The following is an 18932-nucleotide window of genomic DNA, read 5'->3' as shown; positions in this document are numbered from 1 at the left end:
GCTGCAGTCCTTGATTGCGGCGGCTCTCACCTTTTTCGGGGTGGGCGTGAATTGCTGTCAGCCGGATCGCAGGAGTGGCAGCAGCTGACAGGATCACTTAAACTTCAGTTGATGCCAGCTTATTCCTTTAACAACACTGATCGTCATGACCATCCCACGCGACCTGCTTGACCGACGTCATTTTCTGGCCCAGTCTGCTGCCGCAGCCGGGGCCATGCTGCTCAGCCCGCAGATCCAGGCGGCACCGAAAGCCGCTGAAGCGAACCCGATCCCGATCTGTGGGTTTGTGAAATTCGTCCAGCAGCTTTCTTACTCGCAGCTGGCTGATCAGATGGCCGAAATGGGCTTCAACGGGATTGAGGCAACCGCGCGAGCGAATGGCCTGTTTGAGCCTGAGAGGGCTGCGGAGGAATTGCCCAAGCTGGTCGATGCCCTCAAGAAAAACGGGCTCGAAGTCACCATTCTCACCACAAATGTGAATCGGGCGGATGAAAAGTCAGCGACCCTGTTAAAGACCGCCGCTGCACTGGGGGTGAAGCGTTACCGGATGCAGTATTACCGCTATGACCTCACGAAGCCGGTCTGGCCGCAGCTGCAGGAACTGAAGTCGGTCGTCAAAGATCTGGCGGCGATGAATGCCGAACTTGGAGTGACCGGGCTGTATCAGAATCACGCGGGGGCTTCCTATGTGGGCGCCCCACTGTGGGATCTGCGCGAGCTGCTGGACGGCATTTCCCCGTCGCAAGTTGCTTCGGCTTATGACATTCGACATGCCACCATGGAAGGAGGTTCTACCTGGCTGACATCCTGGAACATGATTCAGCCATACCTGGGCGCCGTCTTCGTCAAGGATTTCAAATGGAATGGGCGCCGGCCGGAAGAGGTCGCGCTGGGGAAAGGAGTGATCGATCCTGCTTTCTTTGCCATGCTGAACGTTTCCAAGTTTGCCGGACCGCTGTCTTTGCACGTAGAGTATCTTCCCAAGGGAAATCTGGCTGAGAACCTCGATGCCCTCCGCACCGATATCGAAACGCTGCGGAAGCTACTGGCATCAACCGATACCAAGCCCCGTAGCCGTTAGTCGTTTGTGGCGAGGGGATCGTAAAAAAGCCAGCAGCCTCGTCCTTTGACGAGGCTGTCTGTTTTATGGGACGTCTGCCCGTGAATGCACGGGGAGTGCACCGGCGATGACACGCCTGGAGTGGCGGACAAGGACCGCCCCCGGCCTCCACCGTCTCCATGATTGCCAAAAACGATTCCGCGTCTTACGGACGGGGCGATCTGCAATCAAAACGCTCTCGAGCAGGTTGCTCTTTCCAGTACCCGCGCAGCAAGCGTTTCGAGTGATGAAATGCTCAGTTCCGCGTCGCAAGAACGGGTAGATCAGAAAACAAAATGCCTAGAAGAAGTCGTCCGTGTGCAGATCGTTTTCACTCAACACGTGGTGCCCATGTTCCTGCAGCACGACACGGGCCTGATCGATATTGTCCACGTAAACCGCAATGGCTCCCCGCGGACTCCGGCGGTAAATCAGCGGATACGTATAGCTGATGTTGATCTCGGCCGAGACCAGCGTGCGGAAAATGTTCGCGAACGGATCCTCTCCCTCGGCGAGTTCCACACCCAGAATATCGTTCTCCACGAAGGTGAACTTTTCGAGGGTGAGAATCTCTCGCACCCGGTCCGAGTCGTCGACCATGATGCGGGCGACCGCGAACTCCACAGTATCGACCACCGTCAGGGCGATGATTCGGAGTGAACGTCCTTCGAGCTGCCGCAGCAACTCGTGCAGGCAGCCGACACGATTCTCCATAAAAACGCAAAACTGACGCAGACAGGGCCAGTTCCGGCCGCGCATCGTCAGCGGAGCATTGGGAGCGTCATCATCAAAGCCGGATGGCATTCCGTTGTCTCGAGTTGAGGAAGGGACGAGGAGACTGCAAGTTATGACATCTGGCAGAAGCGGTCAAACTGATTTCCTCCCCCCCTGGATCGAGGTCGAACCGGCGTCAGTCTCGGCCGCCCGGTCCTCTCGGCCAGAGAAGCCTGCCCTGATGCGGCAGGGAGAACCCGGTATGATCTTGCGGAGCTGCATCGGGGGAATCCAGATGAAACCTTCGCGGCCGCTGGTCGGATTCGGACCCTTTGCGGTGGGAGATCATGCTGAAAACGATTTTGTTCGATCTGGGCAATGTGCTGGTTCACTTCAGTCACGACCGGATGTGTCGACAACTTGCCGACGTCTGCCAGCGGTCACCCGACGAGATTCGCCGCGACGTGTTCGAGTCGAACTTGCACCTCGAATTTGAGCGGGGACAACTGACGGAAGAAGAGTTCGCCGACCGCCTGCGAAGTCTGTACGGAGTCCCGTTTTCGCTGGAACGCCTGCAATGGGCAGCCGGGGACATCTTCGAACTGAACGAGCCGATGATCCCGGTTCTTAATGAGTTGAAGCGACGCGGATTGCGGCGGGTGCTGCTCTCGAACACCTGCATCACTCACGTTCGCTGGATTGAGCAGCATTTCGATCTGCTGGACCGGCTGGATGCGAAAGTGCTCTCGTACGAAGTCGGGGCGGCAAAGCCGGAACCGGAGATTTATCTCGCCGCGCTGGATCAGATTCACTGCGATCCGCAGGAATGCCTGTATGTCGACGACATCGCCCCGTACGTCGCAGCGGGGAAGTCATTCGGACTGCACGCTGAAGTGTTTACGTCGGCCCAGAGGTTCTGCGACGACCTCCTGCGGTATGACATCCGGCTGCCGCTCGCGAAGGATGGTGAGAGCTGACGCTGCGGGCGATTTTTCACACCCGCAGCCGCTCGCCATTGCGATTACTTACATTTGTCCCTTCGCGATACGCGGAAGGGCGTTGGCTCCCGGAAACGCCAGAGGCACTACGACAGGAGCAATTCCAGATCTTCGGTCGTCAGGTCGCCAAGCGGCGTTCCGTCGGCATCGAGAATGGCGTCTGCCAGCTCCCGCTTTTTCTTCTGCAGCTCGAGAATCTTTTCCTCGACGGTGTCGCGGCAGATGAGACGGTAGGCGAACACCTGTTTCGTCTGGCCGACGCGGTGAGCCCGGTCGATGGCCTGAGCCTCGACGGCGGGGTTCCACCACGGGTCGAGCAGGAACACGTATTCGGCTTTGGTCAGGTTCAGACCCAACCCCCCCGCCTTCAGCGAGATGAGGAACACCTTCGTGTCCGGGTCGTCCTGGAACTGTTCGACCACCTGCTTGCGTTTGCGGGTCTGGCCGTCGAGGTAGGCGTACTGGATTCCGCGGCGGTCCAGCTGCTTCTTGACGATCGACAGCATGCTGGTGAACTGCGAAAAGACCAGTGACTTGTGCCCTTCCTGGATCAGTTCCTCGAGCTGTGGGCAGAGGACGTCCAGCTTCGCGTATTCGTCGTCGTCGCTCCCTTTGTCGAGGAGCGCGGGATGGCAGGCTGCCTGACGCAGACGAAGCAGCGCTTCGAGCACGTGCATCCGGCTTTTTCCCATCCCCTGTTTCTTGACGAGTCCCAGCAGCGAATCGCGGTAGTAGTCCCGCATTTCGGCGTAAAGCTGCTTCTGCTTTTCGCCCATTTCGCAGTAGATCGTTTCCTCGAATTTGTCCGGCAGCTCGCGGGCCACCTGACCTTTGGTACGACGCAGCACAAAGGGTCGCACCCCGTGAGCAATCATTTTGCGCGAGGACTCGTTGGCCGCATCCGTGGCGTGTGACTTGAAGATCGAGCTGCGCCCGAGCATCCCCGGGTTCAGGAACTCGAAAATCGACCACAGGTCGCCGAGGTGGTTTTCGATCGGCGTTCCGGAAAGAGCCACGCGATGCGAGCACTTCAGCAGTCGCGAGGCGCGGGCTGCCTGTGAAGCGGCGTTCTTGATGGTCTGGGCTTCGTCGAGCACGACATAGTCGAACTCGATGTCCTTGATCTCGAGAATATCGCGTCGCAGCGTCCCATACGTAGTCAGGACGATATCGGTCTTCGGGATCGCCTCCCGCAGTCCGACCCGCTCGTGACCGGTGTAGTCCATATGCGTCAGGTTGGGCGCGAACTTCTGGATTTCCTGAATCCAGTTGAACATCAGAGACTTCGGGACGACGACCAGTGATGGAAGGCTCCGCTCGCGGGACATCTTTCGCTCTTCGAAGAGCGCGAGCATCTGCACGGTCTTTCCGAGACCCATGTCGTCCGCCAGACAGCCTCCGAATCCGTATTCCTGCAGGAAGTGCAGCCAACCGAGACCTTCGCGCTGGTATTCGCGGAGCTCGCCGATAAAGCCATCCGGTTCTTTGCGAGCCCCGACGCCGTTGAAGTTGGCCAGCTTGCTACGGAGCTCCAGATAGCGGTCGTCGAAGCTGATGAATTCCTGAGTCGACAGCAAGGCGTCAATCAACCCCAGCTGCGTCGTCGAGAACCGCAAGCCATCCTCCTCCTGACGACCGAGCCCGGCCAGCAGTCCGTACTGCTGCAGCCATTCTTCGGGCAAAATGCCGAGTGAGCCGTCGTCGAGTCGAATCGTCTGGTCGCCGCGCGACAGAGCCGCCAGCAGTTCGGGGAAGCTGGCCCGCTGTCCGTTGAAGTCGATGTCGGCGGTCACTTCGAACCAGTCGATGCCTGACCGCACGTTGAATTTCATTGCGGCGGGCTGGCGGACTTCCTTGCCATCGGCGTGAACTTCCCAGCCATCGGCGACCAGATTGCGGACAGCGCGTCCGAGTTCGCTGACGGCGATGTCGACATCGTGAGCGGCCTGCCGGTGATCCACAAGTCGCCGGAAGCCGAGTTCATCGAGCCGTGCCCAGAAAGCTCCTTCGAGCTTCTGATCCCGCAGCAGGCAGCGTCCTTCTTCACGCTGGACGATGGCCCATTGCACGTTGGACGCCCGGACAACAGTTTCCAGATACTGGAACTCGACGTTGGCGTGAATCCGCTCGTGCTTCCAGCCCCGTTTGGCGGGCGACTTGAACACCAGCCGGGCAGTCGGCTCCGGACGGACTTCTTCCAGCTGCAGCGATGCGGGAAGATCCAGCTGCGGCAGCGACGGCATGTCGAGCAGCCAGTCCACCAGATCTCGTTCTTCACCGGCCTTGGCGGTCAGCTTCTGGTCACCCAGCAGCATGGGGACCCAGTCAAAGGCCCCAAAGTCTTCGAGCCGGGAGATTTTTTCATCGACAATCACCAGTCCTCCGGGGAGGATCAGATCGCACTGTTCCAGCCGACGACGGTCGTTCCCCCGACGGACATCCCCCTGGAGCGCCCAGCCGGCATCCGTGTCTGACTCCTGCATGCAAAGGCAGAGTTTCCACGGATCTCCATCGTCCCAGGAGAGAACCGGCATTTCGCGGTCCGACTCATCGAGGAACCGCAGGCGCCGGGTGGAGGCCATCAGCGGGAGAATCAGCGTGCAGAGTTCATAGGGCATCCGATAGCGGTAGATGGATGTCTGGAATTCGGCCTGCTGCGCCATCCAGCCGGTTCGTTCCGGGGTCCCGCCCCCGAGGAACGCCAGAATGCGGCGATCGTCGCTATGTTCCACTTCCTCCAGACGGCCGGGACGCAGTTTGAGGGGCTTCAGCTTGCCCCATTGGCCGTTGCTGCGACGCTGTCGCTGGGATGTCTGAATAACGAGTTGCTGGGACTTACGGCTTTCGGCGAGGTCGATTTCGTAAAAGATTTCCCGCTCGCGCGATTCGGCTGTCCCGCCCCGTCGGGCACCCGCAGGCATCTGGCTGCGGAGGCTCTGCAGTTTTGTTTCCCATTCGCGGGGCTGCTGGCGAACAGCGGCCCGGGCGGCGGAAGCTGCTGCGGAAATCGTCGGTGCGGAAGGGGAGGGAGTAGGATAGAAGACATCCCCTCCGTCGAAGTCGTCTTCATCCCAGGTGGAGAGATCGAGCGGCTGATAGCGGGTTTCGGCTGCGAAGGGGGGAATGGCGCCCGGCTTGGCGACACCCGTCAGGTAGGAACCGGCGTCGACCGCCAGAATGGTCGCCCAGAGATGTTTGCAGGCGGGATCGCGCGACTGCGTGTCACCGACGCAGGAGCAGAACATTCTCAGTTCCCCCTCCTGACGGCTCAGGTGAGTCTGATATTCGACGCCGTCCCGCACCAGAGCGTGCAGATCGTCGGCGGTGACGCGAGCAATTGAGACCCGCTCGGCCTCGAGATAGGCCTGGCCACGAAATCGAATGTCCCCTCGGAACTTACTCTCAAGCAGTTGTGTCAGAGACACTCATTGCCCCCCACGCACACACGCAGTCAAACGGTGATCACACTGGATTCGAATCATACCGGCGAGTCAGACAGATCTGAGAACTCCGGCAGATTTCCGGATGGCCCAAATCGGGCGCAGCCTCCCAGCGTAATGAAAGTGACTTCTCCATTGCCAGCTTGGTTTCAAATGAATTCCTTTCCGGGACAAAATCGTTTGTTTTTGAGGAACCGAGGCTGTTGACATTCCCGGAAATCACAACGCTTTCGGTCGACCGCCCGATTTTCTAGACTGTGTGGGGTCGCCCCTGCCCGGGCGACGTGCCGGAGGAGGTTTCATTTCTTCCGGCAGAGTGGAGCGCCCCCCCGTGCTGGACAGCGGGAACGGATCAATCCGATGCCGATGGCGCTCGAGAATGACCAGAACGAGCCAGAATTTCACAGCCCAGAATTTCACAGCCCCAGTGGTCGGCCAGAATGCCGGCCTTGATTTATTTCAGTGGATACGGAGTTGACGATGGCCCGCAAGGGAGAGCAGTTTGCCGGTTTGACCGTGGCCTTGATCACCCCCTTTCGGAATCGGGAGGTCGATGAGGCCGCGCTCCGCAAACTCGTGGACTGGCATGTGGAGCAGGGGACGAACTGCATTTGCCCCTGCGGAACAACCGGCGAGAGTCCGACTCTCAGCCACGATGAACACGAACGCGTGATTTCGATCGTCTGTGAACAGGCGGCCGGCCGCATCACCGTCATGGCCGGAACCGGCTCCAACTCGACTGCGGAAGCGATCCGGCTGACCCGCCGTGCCAAGGAAGCGGGGGCCAACGGCGCCCTGATGGTCACCCCCTATTACAACAAGCCGATGCAGGAAGGCTATTATCAGCATTTCAAGGCCGTCGCCGAGTCGGTGGACCTGCCGATCATCCTGTACAACATTCCCGGCCGGACCGCCAAGAACATGGAGCCGGAGACCACCTGTAAACTGGCCGAACTGCCGACCATTGTCGCCATCAAAGAGGCGACCGGATCGATGGATCAAGCCTCGCAGATTCTCAACGGCAGTAACCTGACCGTGCTGTCCGGCGATGACAGCCTGACGTTGCCGTTGCTGTCAATCGGCGGAAGTGGCGTCGTTTCCGTGGCGGGCAATATCATTCCGCGGGACATCATGGCGATGCTGGCCGCCTGGAAATCGGGCGATGCCGCCAAGGCGACCGCCTTGCACCATAAGCTGTTCCCACTCTGTCGCGACATGCTCGGACTGGCCACCAATCCGATTCCGCTGAAGGGGGCAATGCAGCTGCTCGGACGGGATACCGGTGAAGTCCGTCTGCCGCTGACTCCGCTGTCGGATTCCGACCTGCAGAAACTTCGCAAGACACTGACAACATACGGTCTGTTAAACTGACTGAGAAACTGAAACGCCCCCGTGAGCTGCGGGCGTTCCCCTGATTGATTTCCGGGGCGGCCGGATTCCTTTGTGGATCGGTCGGCAACCTGAAACTGTTCGATTCCTTTTGACACGCTTGGGATTCATGGCTGCGTCTGTTGCCCAACCTGGACTGACTTTCGACCGCGCCGGTTTCGATCGGTTTCTCGCTGAGCGCGGCGAACCTGACTGGCTGCAGTCTCTGCGGCGGGAAGCGTTCGAACTCTACGAGGAAAAGCTGCAGGAAGCGCTCGATCCGGAAGAGTACAAGCGACTGGAACTGCGGACCTTCCGTCCGGAGAAATTCAAATTTGCCCCCCCCGCGACGGGCGAAAGCTCGTTCACAACCCTGATGAGCGACCGGGCGGAGTTCGGCGGAGCGGTCACTCACGTCAACGGCCGTTGCACCGGTTCCACGCTGAAGGAGGAACTCCGTGCGAAAGGGGTTCTCTTCGGCAGTCTGCAGGAACTTCTTGTTCAGCACCGCGAAAAACTGCTGCCGTATTTTCTGACTCGTGCGATCGAAATCGGGAAAGATCGGTTCTCGGCCTGGCATGCTGCTTTCTGGACGGGCGGAACCGTCTTGTTCGTCCCGCGCAATGTCGAGATTGAGGCTCCGCTGTACAGCCTGATCGGCCTGCAGGGAGCACAGGCGGCCGATTTCAGTCACACCCTGGTGATTCTCGAGGAAGGTGCCGCTGCGACCTTGCTGGAAGAGACCGCCTCAGCCGATGACACGAGCGAAGGCCTGCATGTTGGAGCGGTGGAACTCATTGTCGGCGTCGGTGCCCGTCTGCGTTATGTGCAACTGCAGAACTGGAACCAGAAGGTGCTGCACTTCGCCCACCAGTCGGGCCGTGTCGGTCGCGATGCGATGCTGCAGTGGACGGTCGGGGCTCTGGGCTCACGGCTGGCGCACATTCATCAGGATGTCCATCTCGATGGTCGGGGAGCCCACGCGCAGGTGAACGGTGTCACGTTCGCCAACGAAAAGCAGTTGCTGTCGTACTACACACAGCAGACGCACCATCAGCCCGATACAAAGTCCGATTTGCTCTACAAAGAGGTCTGCCGCGACAAGTCACGCGTGGTCTGGCGAGGGATGATCAAAGTCGATCCCGATGCCCAGAAGACGGATGGCTATCAGCGGAACGATGCCTTGATGCTGAGTGCCGATGCCCGTGCAGACGCCATTCCGGGGCTGGAGATTGAGGCGGACGACGTTCGCTGTACCCACGGCGCCACAGCCGGTCGGGTGGACGATGAACAGGTGTTTTACGCTATGTGCCGTGGACTTTCACGGTACGAGGCGATGCACATCATCGTGGAAGGCTTTTTCGCAGCCGTTTACGACCGAATCCCGGTCGAGCTGGTGCGGGAGACACTCAGTCAGGCGGTCGAACGGAAGCTCGGCATCGGGAGTTGATTTCATCAGAGCCCGCCGCATCCGCAAGGGCCACTGAGAGGATTCTTGATTGTTGATCCGCCCCTGACCGCGAGGACATGATTTCGCCCATGATCCCCGAAAGCGAATTTAACCGGCAGCTGCTGGCGGCCAAGCTGGAAGCAATGGCCGAATTCGCTGCCGGCGCCGGACATGAGATCAATAATCCGCTGGCGACGATCATCGGGCGGGCCGCGCAGCTGCTGAAAGAGGAAAGCGATCCGGAGCGTCGTCGGCAACTGGAAACGATCGGGGCGCAAGCCTATCGCATCCGCGACATGATCGGCGATGCGATGCTCTTCGCGCGGCCCCCTGCTCCGCAGTGCAAGGTGCTGCGTCTGGCACCGCTGCTCGATGCCGTGATTGCCCGGTTTCAGGATGAGCTCGAAGAAAAGGGAATCGCACTGTCGCTCGCAGCGGAAGCTGACGTGACCGCCTTCGCGGATGAACTGCAGATTTCGATCGTCATTTCCGAACTGTTGCGAAATGCCATTCAGGCGGCCGGGAACTTCGGTCACATCGCGATGGAGCTCGCCCGTCGCGAACAGGACGAGGCGACTTGGGCCCGCCTGCGCGTGGCGGACGATGGGGGCGAGTTTTCTGAAGAAGAGCGTGAGCACTGCTTCGATCCCTTTTTCTCGGGACGGCAGGCAGGCCGCGGACTCGGCTTCGGTCTCCCCAAGTGCTGGCGAATTCTGCAGCAGCATCACGGTTCCATTGAACTCCTGTCCTCGGGGGAAATGACCGTGTTCGAAGTTCTGCTCCCTTCCCTCACAACAACCGGTTGATGCCAGGCCGCCTGCCCGTCAGACTGGGGTGATCACATCCCGGACTCACTTGATCCACCTCCTGAGAATCATTGGCACCTTCCCGATCCAAACCGGCTGTCACCGATCCTCTGACCCGCTGCAGCGGCTGGGAAGTGCTGCTGGCCGGGACGTTTCTGATTCGCTATTTCGTTCCGCCGGAAGGGAGTGATCTGGGACACAATCTCTGGATCGCCCTGCTTTGGCTGGCGCTGGCGGCAGGACGCTGCTGGTGGATGTGGCGAAATCGTGAGCCGCTGCGGTGGAACTGGACTCTGCTCGATACGGGAGTCTGTGCTCTCATTGCGGGGCATGTTCTCTCCGCGGGCGTCGTGCTGCTGACGAGTGGCGACAAGCGGGCAACCCTCAACTGGTTTTGGGAATGGGGTTCGTTTGCAGCGACCTGGGGACTGCTGCGACGACCGATGCAATCGCTGTCCTTCCGTCAACTGGTCTCCGCTGGTCTGCTGACCACAATGGCCACAGTGGCGGGTGTGGGGCTTTGGCAATATGCGGTGATGTATCCCGCGCAGGCGGCGGATGCACGGGAGTTTCTGACCCTGCATGAGCGGTTGGAACGGCAGAGCGGTTTCACGTCGTCCGAACGTCAGCGATATGAACGGCTGAAACGTGAAATTGGCTCGGAGCTATTGGCTCATGATGAAGCGGGTCGCCGGCAACTGATGGACCGCATCGCTGCCAGTGTGGAGCCGATCGGTCTGTTTGCACTGGCGAACACGCTGGGGGCATTGCTGGGTGTCGGGCTGGTGCTGTTTCTCGATCAGCTCTGGAAGCTGCTGGGGCGGGAGAGGCCGCTGCCGGCGCTGTTGGTCCTGGGAACGTTCACGGCTCTGATTGCTTATTGTCTGTTGCTGACGAAAAGCCGCGCTGCCTGGGTAGGAACGGCGCTCGCTCTGGCCTGGCTGTTTGTGCGCTGGGCCCCGTTTGAGCGATTTGAACGGAAAAAAGTCTGGGGGGGGATGGCCGGTGCCGCCGGGATCGTCGCACTGATGGTCGGCATCGCCTTTTTCACGGGAGGCCTCGACCGCGAAGTGCTTGATGAAGCCCTCACAAAGAGCCTTGGTTACCGGCTCGAATACTGGCGGGCGACGTGGCAGTTGATTCAGGATCACGTTGTTCTGGGAATTGGCCCAGGGAACTTCCGACAGGCCTATCTGCAATACAAGTTGCCCGGAGCGAGTGAGGAGATTCTGGATCCTCACAATTCGTTTCTCGATGTCTGGGCCAACGGCGGACTGCTGGGTTTTTGCGGGCTGATTCTGATCAGCGTGGAACTGCTCAGGCGCATGACGCGAACGGCCGCCGGAGAGGAATCGTCCCCGGGCAAGTCGAGACTGCTGCTCAAGCCGGTTTGCCTCGCGGGAAGCGGAGCGCTCGCGCTGATTCTCATCGAGCAGTGGATGTTTCACGGTCGGCTCGATGGGCTCCTGCTCTGTCTGCTGGTCATCTTCCCGCTCGTTGCCGGTTTGTTGCTGGTTGTGACGCACATCAGCCCGACCGGGCGCCTGGCCGCCCTGGCCGGGTGTGCCGGATTGTCGATCAATCTGCTGGCAGCCGGGGGTATTTCCATGCCTGCCATTCTGCAGCTGATGCTGTTTCTGCTCTGGATTGCTCAACCGGAACCGGGAACGGCTGCTGAGGCGAAGTCTGCTTCTCCACGGGTGTGGCTCGGGCTGACTCTCGGCAGTGGAGCAACAGTGGCCGCTTGCCTGCTGACCGGCCTGATTCCGGCACTCACCGTGAGCGAACTGCTGGAGCAGGGGAAGTTTTTACTGATCACCACCGGGAATGAACGGCAGGCGGAGGAGTGCTTCGCAGCGGCCATTGAGAGCGATCCACTGGCTGCGGAACCACATCAATCGCTGGTCAATCTTTATTCTGCCCAGTGGGACCGCCGAGGGAGAACAGACCGGCCGCTGTTCGATAAACTCATTGAACATCAGCGGGCCGCCATTGACTGCGATCCGCAGGCCGCCAAACGCTACTATTTATTAGGGAAATGGTGGCTGGAGGAATTCGACCAGTCCCGCGATCCGGTCTCCGCCGAACAGGGGCTGGCAGCATTTCAAAATGCGCTTGCGCGTTATCCGAATGACGCCCTGATCAATGCGGATTACGCGATCGCTCTGGCAGCAACGGGGCAGAATGCACAGCGTGCTGCTGCGCGCGGGCTGGAGCTGGACGATCTGAACCGGGCGCGGGGGCACATCGACCGGTTTCTCCCCGAGGTCAAGCGGTCGCGGCTTGAAGAACTGGCTGCAGTGGGGAAACGCTGAGATCGATTTCTCGCGACGAGGGCCATCGCTCTGCGGTCAGAATCTGCCAATTCTGACGAACGATCCGGTGCAGGAAAATCAAAACGGCTCCCGTTCACCATTTGTTGCAGTGGTGGGGGGATCGGCCTATTATCCGGGGGCGACTCGCAGGAGTCGGACGAACCCCTTTATTGCCCCGGTGCCAGCCTTCCGGGGAGCCCAACACAGTGGAAGCGGCGGACTGATGAAAATTCACGAATACCAGGGAAAGCAACTGTTCGCAAAAGCCGGAGTTCCCATTCCCCGCGGCGTGGTCGTCAAGACTCCTGAAGAGGCAGGGAAGGCTTTTACGGAACTGGGCACCCCTGTTGCCGTCGTGAAATCGCAGATCCACGCCGGCGGACGGGGCAAAGGCCGCTTCAAAGAACACCCGGAACAGGCGGGCGTGGTGCTGGTGAAGTCCCCCGAGCAGGCGATTGAAAACGCCCGGCGGATGCTGGGGTCCACGCTGGTGACGATTCAGACCGGCCCGGAAGGGAAAGTGGTCAACACACTGTACGTGGAACAGGGGCTGGATATTGCCCGTGAACTCTATCTGGCGATCGTCGTCGATCGCGAAGCCGGAACTCCGGTGATCATCGCCTCGGCTGAAGGGGGAATGGCGATCGAAGAGCTCGCCCATGAGCACCCCGAAAAAATCATTCGGCAGCATTACGACCCGGGTCTGGGTTTGTTGCCGTTTCAGGTCCGCAAACTCGCCTCCGCGCTGGGGCTGGATGCGGCCGCGACAAAATCGGCACAGACATTTCTCCCCCGGCTGGCGGCGTTCTTCGTCAATTCCGACAGCAGCATGACTGAAATCAACCCGCTCATCGTCACAAAGCAGGGGGAACTGCTGGCTCTCGATGCCAAAGTGACATTCGACGACAACGCGCTGTTCCGCCACAAAGACTATGAGCCGCTCCGCGACCTCGCTGAAGAAGAGCCGGCAGAAGTTCAGGCCCAGGCTTCCGGCCTGAGCTACGTGAAGCTCGACGGCAACATCGGCTGCCTCGTGAACGGTGCCGGTCTGGCGATGAGCACGATGGACCTGATCAAGCTGCATGGCGGAGAGCCGGCAAACTTCCTCGACGTGGGGGGTGGGGCCAACGTCGATCAGGTGACCGAAGCGTTCCGCATCATTCTGGCCGATAAGAACGTGAAGGCGATTCTCGTCAACATCTTCGGCGGCATCATGAAGTGCGACACGATCGTTGAAGCACTGCTGACCGCCTACGACAAGATTGGCATCAAGGTGCCGCTGGTCGTTCGTCTCGAAGGAACGAACGTGGAACTGGCCCGCGAGATGCTGGCGAAGTCCGGCAAGCAGATTACCACCGCAGTCGACCTGACCGACGCCGCCCAGAAAGTGGTCGCCACGCTGCAGGCGTAGGACCACATCGATGGCCCGGCGAGGGGCGGGGGTCCAGGCTGCGGACCAGTCGAAGGTTCGCCTGACTCCCGATTGACTTTCCAATGAACGGAAGTGACGCTGTCAGCGGGCAGCGTCACTTTTGTGTTCTGGGCGGTGACACTGTCTGTCAGACCGGTGCTGTTCGTCGTGGTTTTCCCCGGTGAACCGGCGTGTTGCAAAATGTGTCCGGCACCGTTGGCTGCCAGACGTGCGGAGCTGATTGGATTAAATCTCGACTGAACGAGCATGTTTGATTTTTGATTGACCCGTTGTCGCCACGCCGCAGCGCGCATTTCGTCTGACGAAACCCCAGCTGCGCGGGGACACGAACTGAAGGAAATTCCCGTGGTACGTGTTGGCATTCAGGGAGCAACTGGCTACACCGCACTCGAACTGATCCGGCTGTTGCTGCGGCATCCGCAGGTTGAGATCACTGCGGTGACGAGTCGATCGGAAACCGGTCCCGTCAGCCAGATTCATCCTTCGCTGGCCGGTCGTCTGGATCTGAACTTCGCCAATCTCTCACCGGCGCAGCTGGCCGAGCAGGCGGACGTCTGCTTCTGCTGTCTCCCGCACCGCGCCAGCATGGAAGCGATTCCCTCCCTCCTCTCCGCCGGGCTCCGGGTGATTGACCTGTCGGCTGATTATCGTCTGACCGATCCATCGGTCTACGAGACCTGGTACGGGCATGTGCATACCGATCCGACGCGACTCGGTTCGACCGTCTACGGTCTACCCGAACTTTATCGCCAGCAGATCAAGGGGCAGTCGCTGATTGCCAACCCGGGCTGTTACACCAGCACGGCGATTCTCGCCCTCGCTCCGCTGTTGCGGGGGAAGCTGATCGATCCGCAGAACATCATCATCGATGCCAAGAGCGGCGTTTCCGGTGCGGGGCGGACTCCCAAGATTGAAACACTCTACAGCGAGTGCAACGAAAGCCTGTCGGCGTACGCCGTGGGGAATCACCGGCACACGCCGGAGATCGAACAAGTGCTCAGCGACACCAGTGGACTGCCGGTAGAGGTGATTTTCACTCCGCATCTGACTCCGATGGACCGCGGCATTTTTGCGACGATTTACGCCGTGCCGGCCTCGGGGGTGACTCTGGAAAAGGTGCAGCAGACCCTGCGGGATTTCTACGCCGAAGAACCGTTCGTCACCGTGGTCGACCATCTTCCCAAGACTAAGGACGTCGCCTTCACCAACAATGTTCACCTGACAGCCCGCATGGTGCGCGGAAAAGTGGTTGTGCTGGCGGTGCTCGACAATCTCATTAAGGGGGCGGCGGGCGTCGCGGTGCAGAACCTGAATTTGCTCTGTGACTTCGACGAAACGACCGCGCTGCTGTAGAGTAGTTCGAAAGACTGTTCAATTCAGATCGGACTAAATCATGCAGGACGATTTCGAACGGGACCGGCAGGCGGTGGAAAAGCTGAGAGAGAGCCGCGGGCTGATCCGCGAACAGCTCTCAAAGGCGATTGTCGGTCAGCACGAGGTCATTGAACAGGTGCTGGTCGCCCTGTTTTCCGGTGGTCACTGTCTGATTACCGGGGCCCCCGGACTGGCGAAAACGCTGCTGGTGAAGTCGATCGCTCAGATCTTCCATCTGAATTTCCAGCGGATTCAGTTTACGCCCGACCTGATGCCCGCGGACATCACCGGGACCGAAATCCTCAACGAACAGCCTGACGGCCGCCGGACGTTGACGTTCGTGCAGGGACCAATTTTCGCGAACGTGATTCTGGCGGACGAAATCAACCGCACTCCTCCCAAGACACAGGCCGCCCTGCTCGAAGCCATGCAGGAACATCAGGTGACGGCCGCCGGCAAGCGGTTTCCCCTGCCTGAGCCCTTCTTCGTGCTGGCGACTCAGAATCCGATCGAAATGGAGGGGACGTATCCCCTGCCGGAAGCGCAGCTCGACCGCTTCATGCTGAACGTGGTCGTCAACTATCTACCGGAAGCGGATGAAATCCTCGTGGTCGAAAAAACGACATCGGGGTCCGCAGCCAAGATCGAGCCGATCTTCAGCGGAGACGATGTCCTCGCCTTCCATCAGGTCGTCCGCAGCGTGCCCGTGGCCCGCGAGGTGGTGCAGTACGCGGTTCAACTGGTCGCCGCTTCGCGTCCCGGACAGTCAGGGACTCCCGAGTTTGTGACGAAGTGGGTGAACTGGGGAGCAGGGACGCGGGCGTCGCAGTATCTCGTGCTGGCTGCCAAGGCCCGGGCCGTTCTGGCGGGGCGGGCTCATGTCGGCATAGAAGACCTGCGGGCGGTTGCGCCACCGGTGCTGCGGCACAGAATTCTGTTAAACTACAAGGCGGAAGCGGAAGGAGTCACCGCGGAGACGATCATTCAGCGGCTGATTGAAGTGGTGAAATCTCCGTTGGGGAAATAGTAGGTTGTGATTTGGGATGGCCCCGTTGTCGCCGCGCGGATTTCAGCATTTCACCCTCCGAAACGCTGGCTGTGCGGGCACGGGAAAGAGCAACCTGCTCTCATCCCCTGCCTGGGATTTATCCGCTGACCGCAGAGTGGACGGTGCGCCTCCCTGAGGATCTCGTCCATGACATTGCCGCCCCTGCGTTTGCGGTCCGAAAATGGTAAATGAATGATGTCGAGGACAAGGGTTTGTTCCGAACGGCATTGAGATCAGGTGCGGCCTGCCGGCAACGATTTTCCTATGCGTCTCGTCCTCAGAACTGTCGCCGTCACGACTCTCTGTATGGTCGGGGGCGTTCTGCTGGCGATGCTGCTCCCGCAGGTTGTGAATCGTCATCTGGCCGGCTGGCAACTCGAGTTCACCCACTTGCAGAACCGTCTCCTGTTCTGGGGGGTGACAACGGCCTGTGCCGCGACGATCGGTGCGATTCTCACACTGTTCCGCTACGAGCAGCAGTTAATTTCTCAACGACTGGGGCTGGGGCTGCTCTGCCTGCGGATTTCACTGGTCCTGTTCCTCTATCTGATGCTGCTGAATCCGGTGTCGACTTCAACCCGCTCCGAGCGGATTGAAGGGCGTGTGCTGGTGGCGTTCGATGTTTCTGAAAGCATGGACACCCATGACACGCAGGCCTCACTTGCGGAGAAACTGCATTGGGCCCGTGCGATTGGAATGCTGGGCAACCCGGAGATTCGAGAGCGGGTGTCGGAGTGGTTGACGGACCTCGATGCCGGGAAGGAGCCGCAGTGGGCGACGGCCGCCGAGGAACCAGATGACGATCGCCGTTCTCAACTGGCCCTGACACGGGAAAGCATGGTGCGAAGTCTCCTGCAGGAGTTGCAGCAGTTTTCTCGTCTGGATCTCGCCCGGCGTGCATTTCTTCAGACTCCCGACAATCCGCAGCGACAACTGCAGGAACTCGGCACGCTGCAGCATGTCGTCTTTGCGGAGGATGCCGCTGCGCTCACCGAGCAGCAACTCACACAATTCATCGCCGGCACGATTCCTGTTCTGGAACGGACGCAGTCGAATCTCAGCGAACCTGCGGTGGCCGCGTCGGCACAGAGTTCACGCACGCCGCTGGCAGGAGTCATTGTGCTTTCTGACGGGCACGACACCGTCAACGAGTCGACTGATCGGCTGTTGACTCGCCTGAAAAGGCTGGATGTCCCGGTGCACACCGTGCTGGTCGGTTCCGAACATCGGCCACAGGATCTTTCGATTCTCCACATCGACTATCCCCGGTCGGTGTTCAAATCGGATCAGGCCCAGATCAAGGGGATTCTGCAGACATCCGGGTTTGAGAGACAGCCGATCGGCGTGTTTGTGGATGACCTGGACGATCCTGACTCGGTTCCACTGCAGCAGACGATCACCCCCGAGGGGCCCTCGGCGGAAGTCATCTTCACGCTGAAAGATCTGGAAGAAGGTCGTCATCGGTTTCGACTGCGGACAGAAGTCGCGGAAGGAGAGACCCGCGAGGACAACAACAGTCGCGATTTTGTGCTCAACGTCGTGGATGATCGGGCGCGCGTCCTGCTGGTCGATGGCTCTCCCCGCTGGGAGTTTCGCTTTCTGGATGCTGCTCTCAGCCGCGATGATCACGTCTCTCTGAGTCGGGTGCTGTTTGAGCAGCCCTTCATCAAGGTCCTCGCCCAATCGTTTATTCCGGACCAACTGCCCGCAGCAACTGCCGGGAACAGCACATTTGCCCCCTTCGATGTGGTCTTGCTGGGAGATGTGTCGCCAGAGGATTTTCCCCCAGCGCGCTGGGTGGAACTCGACCGGTATGTGCGGGAGGAGGGGGGAACACTTGTGCTTTCGGCCGGACAGCACTTTTTCCCCGGGGCGTTCCATGATCCGCTGTTATCCGCACTTCTCCCGATTGAACAGCTGCAGACCGTGGTCGTGGAGAATGCGATTCAGGCGGGGCCGCCGCCGGTTCGCGGATTTCGGCTCAACATTACGGCGGACGGGGAACAGCTTCCGATGTTTCAGCTGGCAAATGACCCTGCGGAGTCACGTCGAATCTGGTCACATCTGCCGGGACATCCTTGGGGCATCGCCGGGCGAGCCAAAGGAAGCGCAACAGTCTGGGCGACCCTGCCTGCGGGATTCGAACCGAATCTCGAACGGGAACGTGAAAACGCCATCATTGTCCAGCATTATGTCGGCACCGGACAGGTCGTCTGGATTGGCATCGACAGCACCTGGCGGTGGCGCTACCTGGTCGGTGATCTCTATCACCATCGTTTTTGGGGGCAGCTGGCCCGCTGGGCGGTCACGTTCAAGGCCAGCGCGGGAAATGAAAACGTCAAATTCGGTCTGCAGGCGTCCGTGATCGATGTCGGTGAACCAGCCGTGATCCAGGCACGGTGGAACGAGGTCTTCCTGCAGCGGCATCCCGATTTGCAGGTGGAAGCCATTGTGGAACGACGGAGCTTCGGGGATTCGGTCATCCGTACGATTCCGTTGGCACCGCGCTCCGGCAAGGGATTGCTCTATGAGGGGGTGGCGCAGAATCTGCCAGCCGGCGAATACTCAGTGCGGCTGAAAGTGTCGGGGGCCGACAACGGAGGTGAACTCCCTGAAGTGCCCTTGCTGGTCAACCCGAAGATCAGCGGCGAACTTCGTGATGTCAGTGCGAACCGGCATCTGCTGGAAGAGATCGCCGCCGCGACCGGCGGGGAATTTCTGCTGCTGGATCAGCTTGATCGCCTTCCCGGCCTCTTCAGCGACATCGGGAATGAATCAACTCAACAGGAGGTACGGCCAGTCTGGAGTCAATGGCCCTTGCTGCTGTTGTTCTTTGCGATTGCCATGTGCGAGTGGACAATCCGCAAATTCAATGGGCTTCCCTGAGT

General features: G+C 59.9%; 12 protein-coding genes. 10 read left to right on the top strand and 2 right to left on the bottom strand.

Annotated elements, in window-relative coordinates:
* Positions 1 to 145 precede the first annotated feature (145 nt).
* The gene (locus SH664x_RS06415; protein ID WP_437206017.1) at positions 146 to 1081 is read left to right on the top strand and encodes a sugar phosphate isomerase/epimerase family protein; all 936 of its coding nucleotides are present in this window, start codon (positions 146 to 148) and stop codon (positions 1079 to 1081) included.
* A gap of 318 nt (positions 1082 to 1399) precedes the next feature.
* On the opposite strand, the gene SH664x_RS06410 is transcribed toward SH664x_RS06415, so the two are convergent.
* On the bottom strand, positions 1400 to 1903 hold the full coding sequence (locus tag SH664x_RS06410; protein ID WP_437206015.1) for an acetolactate synthase: 504 nt from the start codon (positions 1901 to 1903) through the stop codon (positions 1400 to 1402).
* A gap of 257 nt (positions 1904 to 2160) precedes the next feature.
* Between SH664x_RS06410 and SH664x_RS06405 the strand changes: the two genes are divergently transcribed.
* The gene (locus SH664x_RS06405) at positions 2161 to 2790 is read left to right on the top strand and encodes an HAD family hydrolase (RefSeq protein WP_437206013.1); all 630 of its coding nucleotides are present in this window, start codon (positions 2161 to 2163) and stop codon (positions 2788 to 2790) included.
* 107 nt (positions 2791 to 2897) lie between these two features.
* On the opposite strand, the gene SH664x_RS06400 is transcribed toward SH664x_RS06405, so the two are convergent.
* Positions 2898 to 6236, bottom strand: coding sequence for an SNF2-related protein (locus tag SH664x_RS06400; protein ID WP_437206011.1), 3339 nt, complete (start codon positions 6234 to 6236; stop codon positions 2898 to 2900).
* Positions 6237 to 6731: 495 nt separating this feature from the next.
* Between SH664x_RS06400 and dapA the strand changes: the two genes are divergently transcribed.
* The 8 genes from dapA to SH664x_RS06360 all read left to right on the top strand — a co-directional run bounded on the left by dapA (position 6732) and on the right by SH664x_RS06360 (position 18930).
* Positions 6732 to 7622 (top strand): 4-hydroxy-tetrahydrodipicolinate synthase, encoded by an 891-nt coding sequence (dapA, locus tag SH664x_RS06395; RefSeq protein WP_437206010.1) that lies wholly within the window; start codon positions 6732 to 6734, stop codon positions 7620 to 7622.
* Positions 7623 to 7749: 127 nt separating this feature from the next.
* Positions 7750 to 9069: a Fe-S cluster assembly protein SufD gene (gene sufD, locus SH664x_RS06390; RefSeq protein WP_437206008.1), complete on the top strand. Its 1320-nt coding sequence runs from the start codon at positions 7750 to 7752 to the stop codon at positions 9067 to 9069.
* Between the two features lie 89 nt (positions 9070 to 9158).
* Positions 9159 to 9875, top strand: a complete 717-nt coding sequence (locus SH664x_RS06385; protein WP_437206007.1) for an ATP-binding protein — start codon at positions 9159 to 9161, stop codon at positions 9873 to 9875.
* 71 nt (positions 9876 to 9946) lie between these two features.
* Complete coding sequence (locus SH664x_RS06380) at positions 9947 to 12190, top strand: O-antigen ligase family protein (protein ID WP_437206005.1); 2244 nt, start codon at positions 9947 to 9949, stop codon at positions 12188 to 12190.
* 223 nt (positions 12191 to 12413) lie between these two features.
* Entirely contained in the window at positions 12414 to 13601 is a 1188-nt protein-coding gene (sucC, locus tag SH664x_RS06375) for an ADP-forming succinate--CoA ligase subunit beta (RefSeq protein ID WP_437206003.1), read from the top strand.
* 366 nt (positions 13602 to 13967) lie between these two features.
* Positions 13968 to 14975 carry an N-acetyl-gamma-glutamyl-phosphate reductase gene (gene argC, locus SH664x_RS06370; protein ID WP_437206002.1) on the top strand — a complete coding sequence of 336 codons (1008 nt, stop codon included), beginning with the start codon at positions 13968 to 13970 and terminating at the stop codon, positions 14973 to 14975.
* 40 nt (positions 14976 to 15015) lie between these two features.
* Entirely contained in the window at positions 15016 to 16023 is a 1008-nt protein-coding gene (locus SH664x_RS06365; protein ID WP_437206000.1) for an AAA family ATPase, read from the top strand.
* 285 nt (positions 16024 to 16308) lie between these two features.
* Complete coding sequence (locus SH664x_RS06360) at positions 16309 to 18930, top strand: hypothetical protein (RefSeq protein WP_437205998.1); 2622 nt, start codon at positions 16309 to 16311, stop codon at positions 18928 to 18930.
* Positions 18931 to 18932 lie beyond the last annotated feature (2 nt).

It is taken from the genome of Planctomicrobium aquicomposti, assembly GCF_051466325.1.
Classification (GTDB): Bacteria; Planctomycetota; Planctomycetia; order Planctomycetales; family Planctomycetaceae; genus Planctomicrobium.
This window is presented reverse-complemented; position numbering and strand designations above follow the sequence as displayed.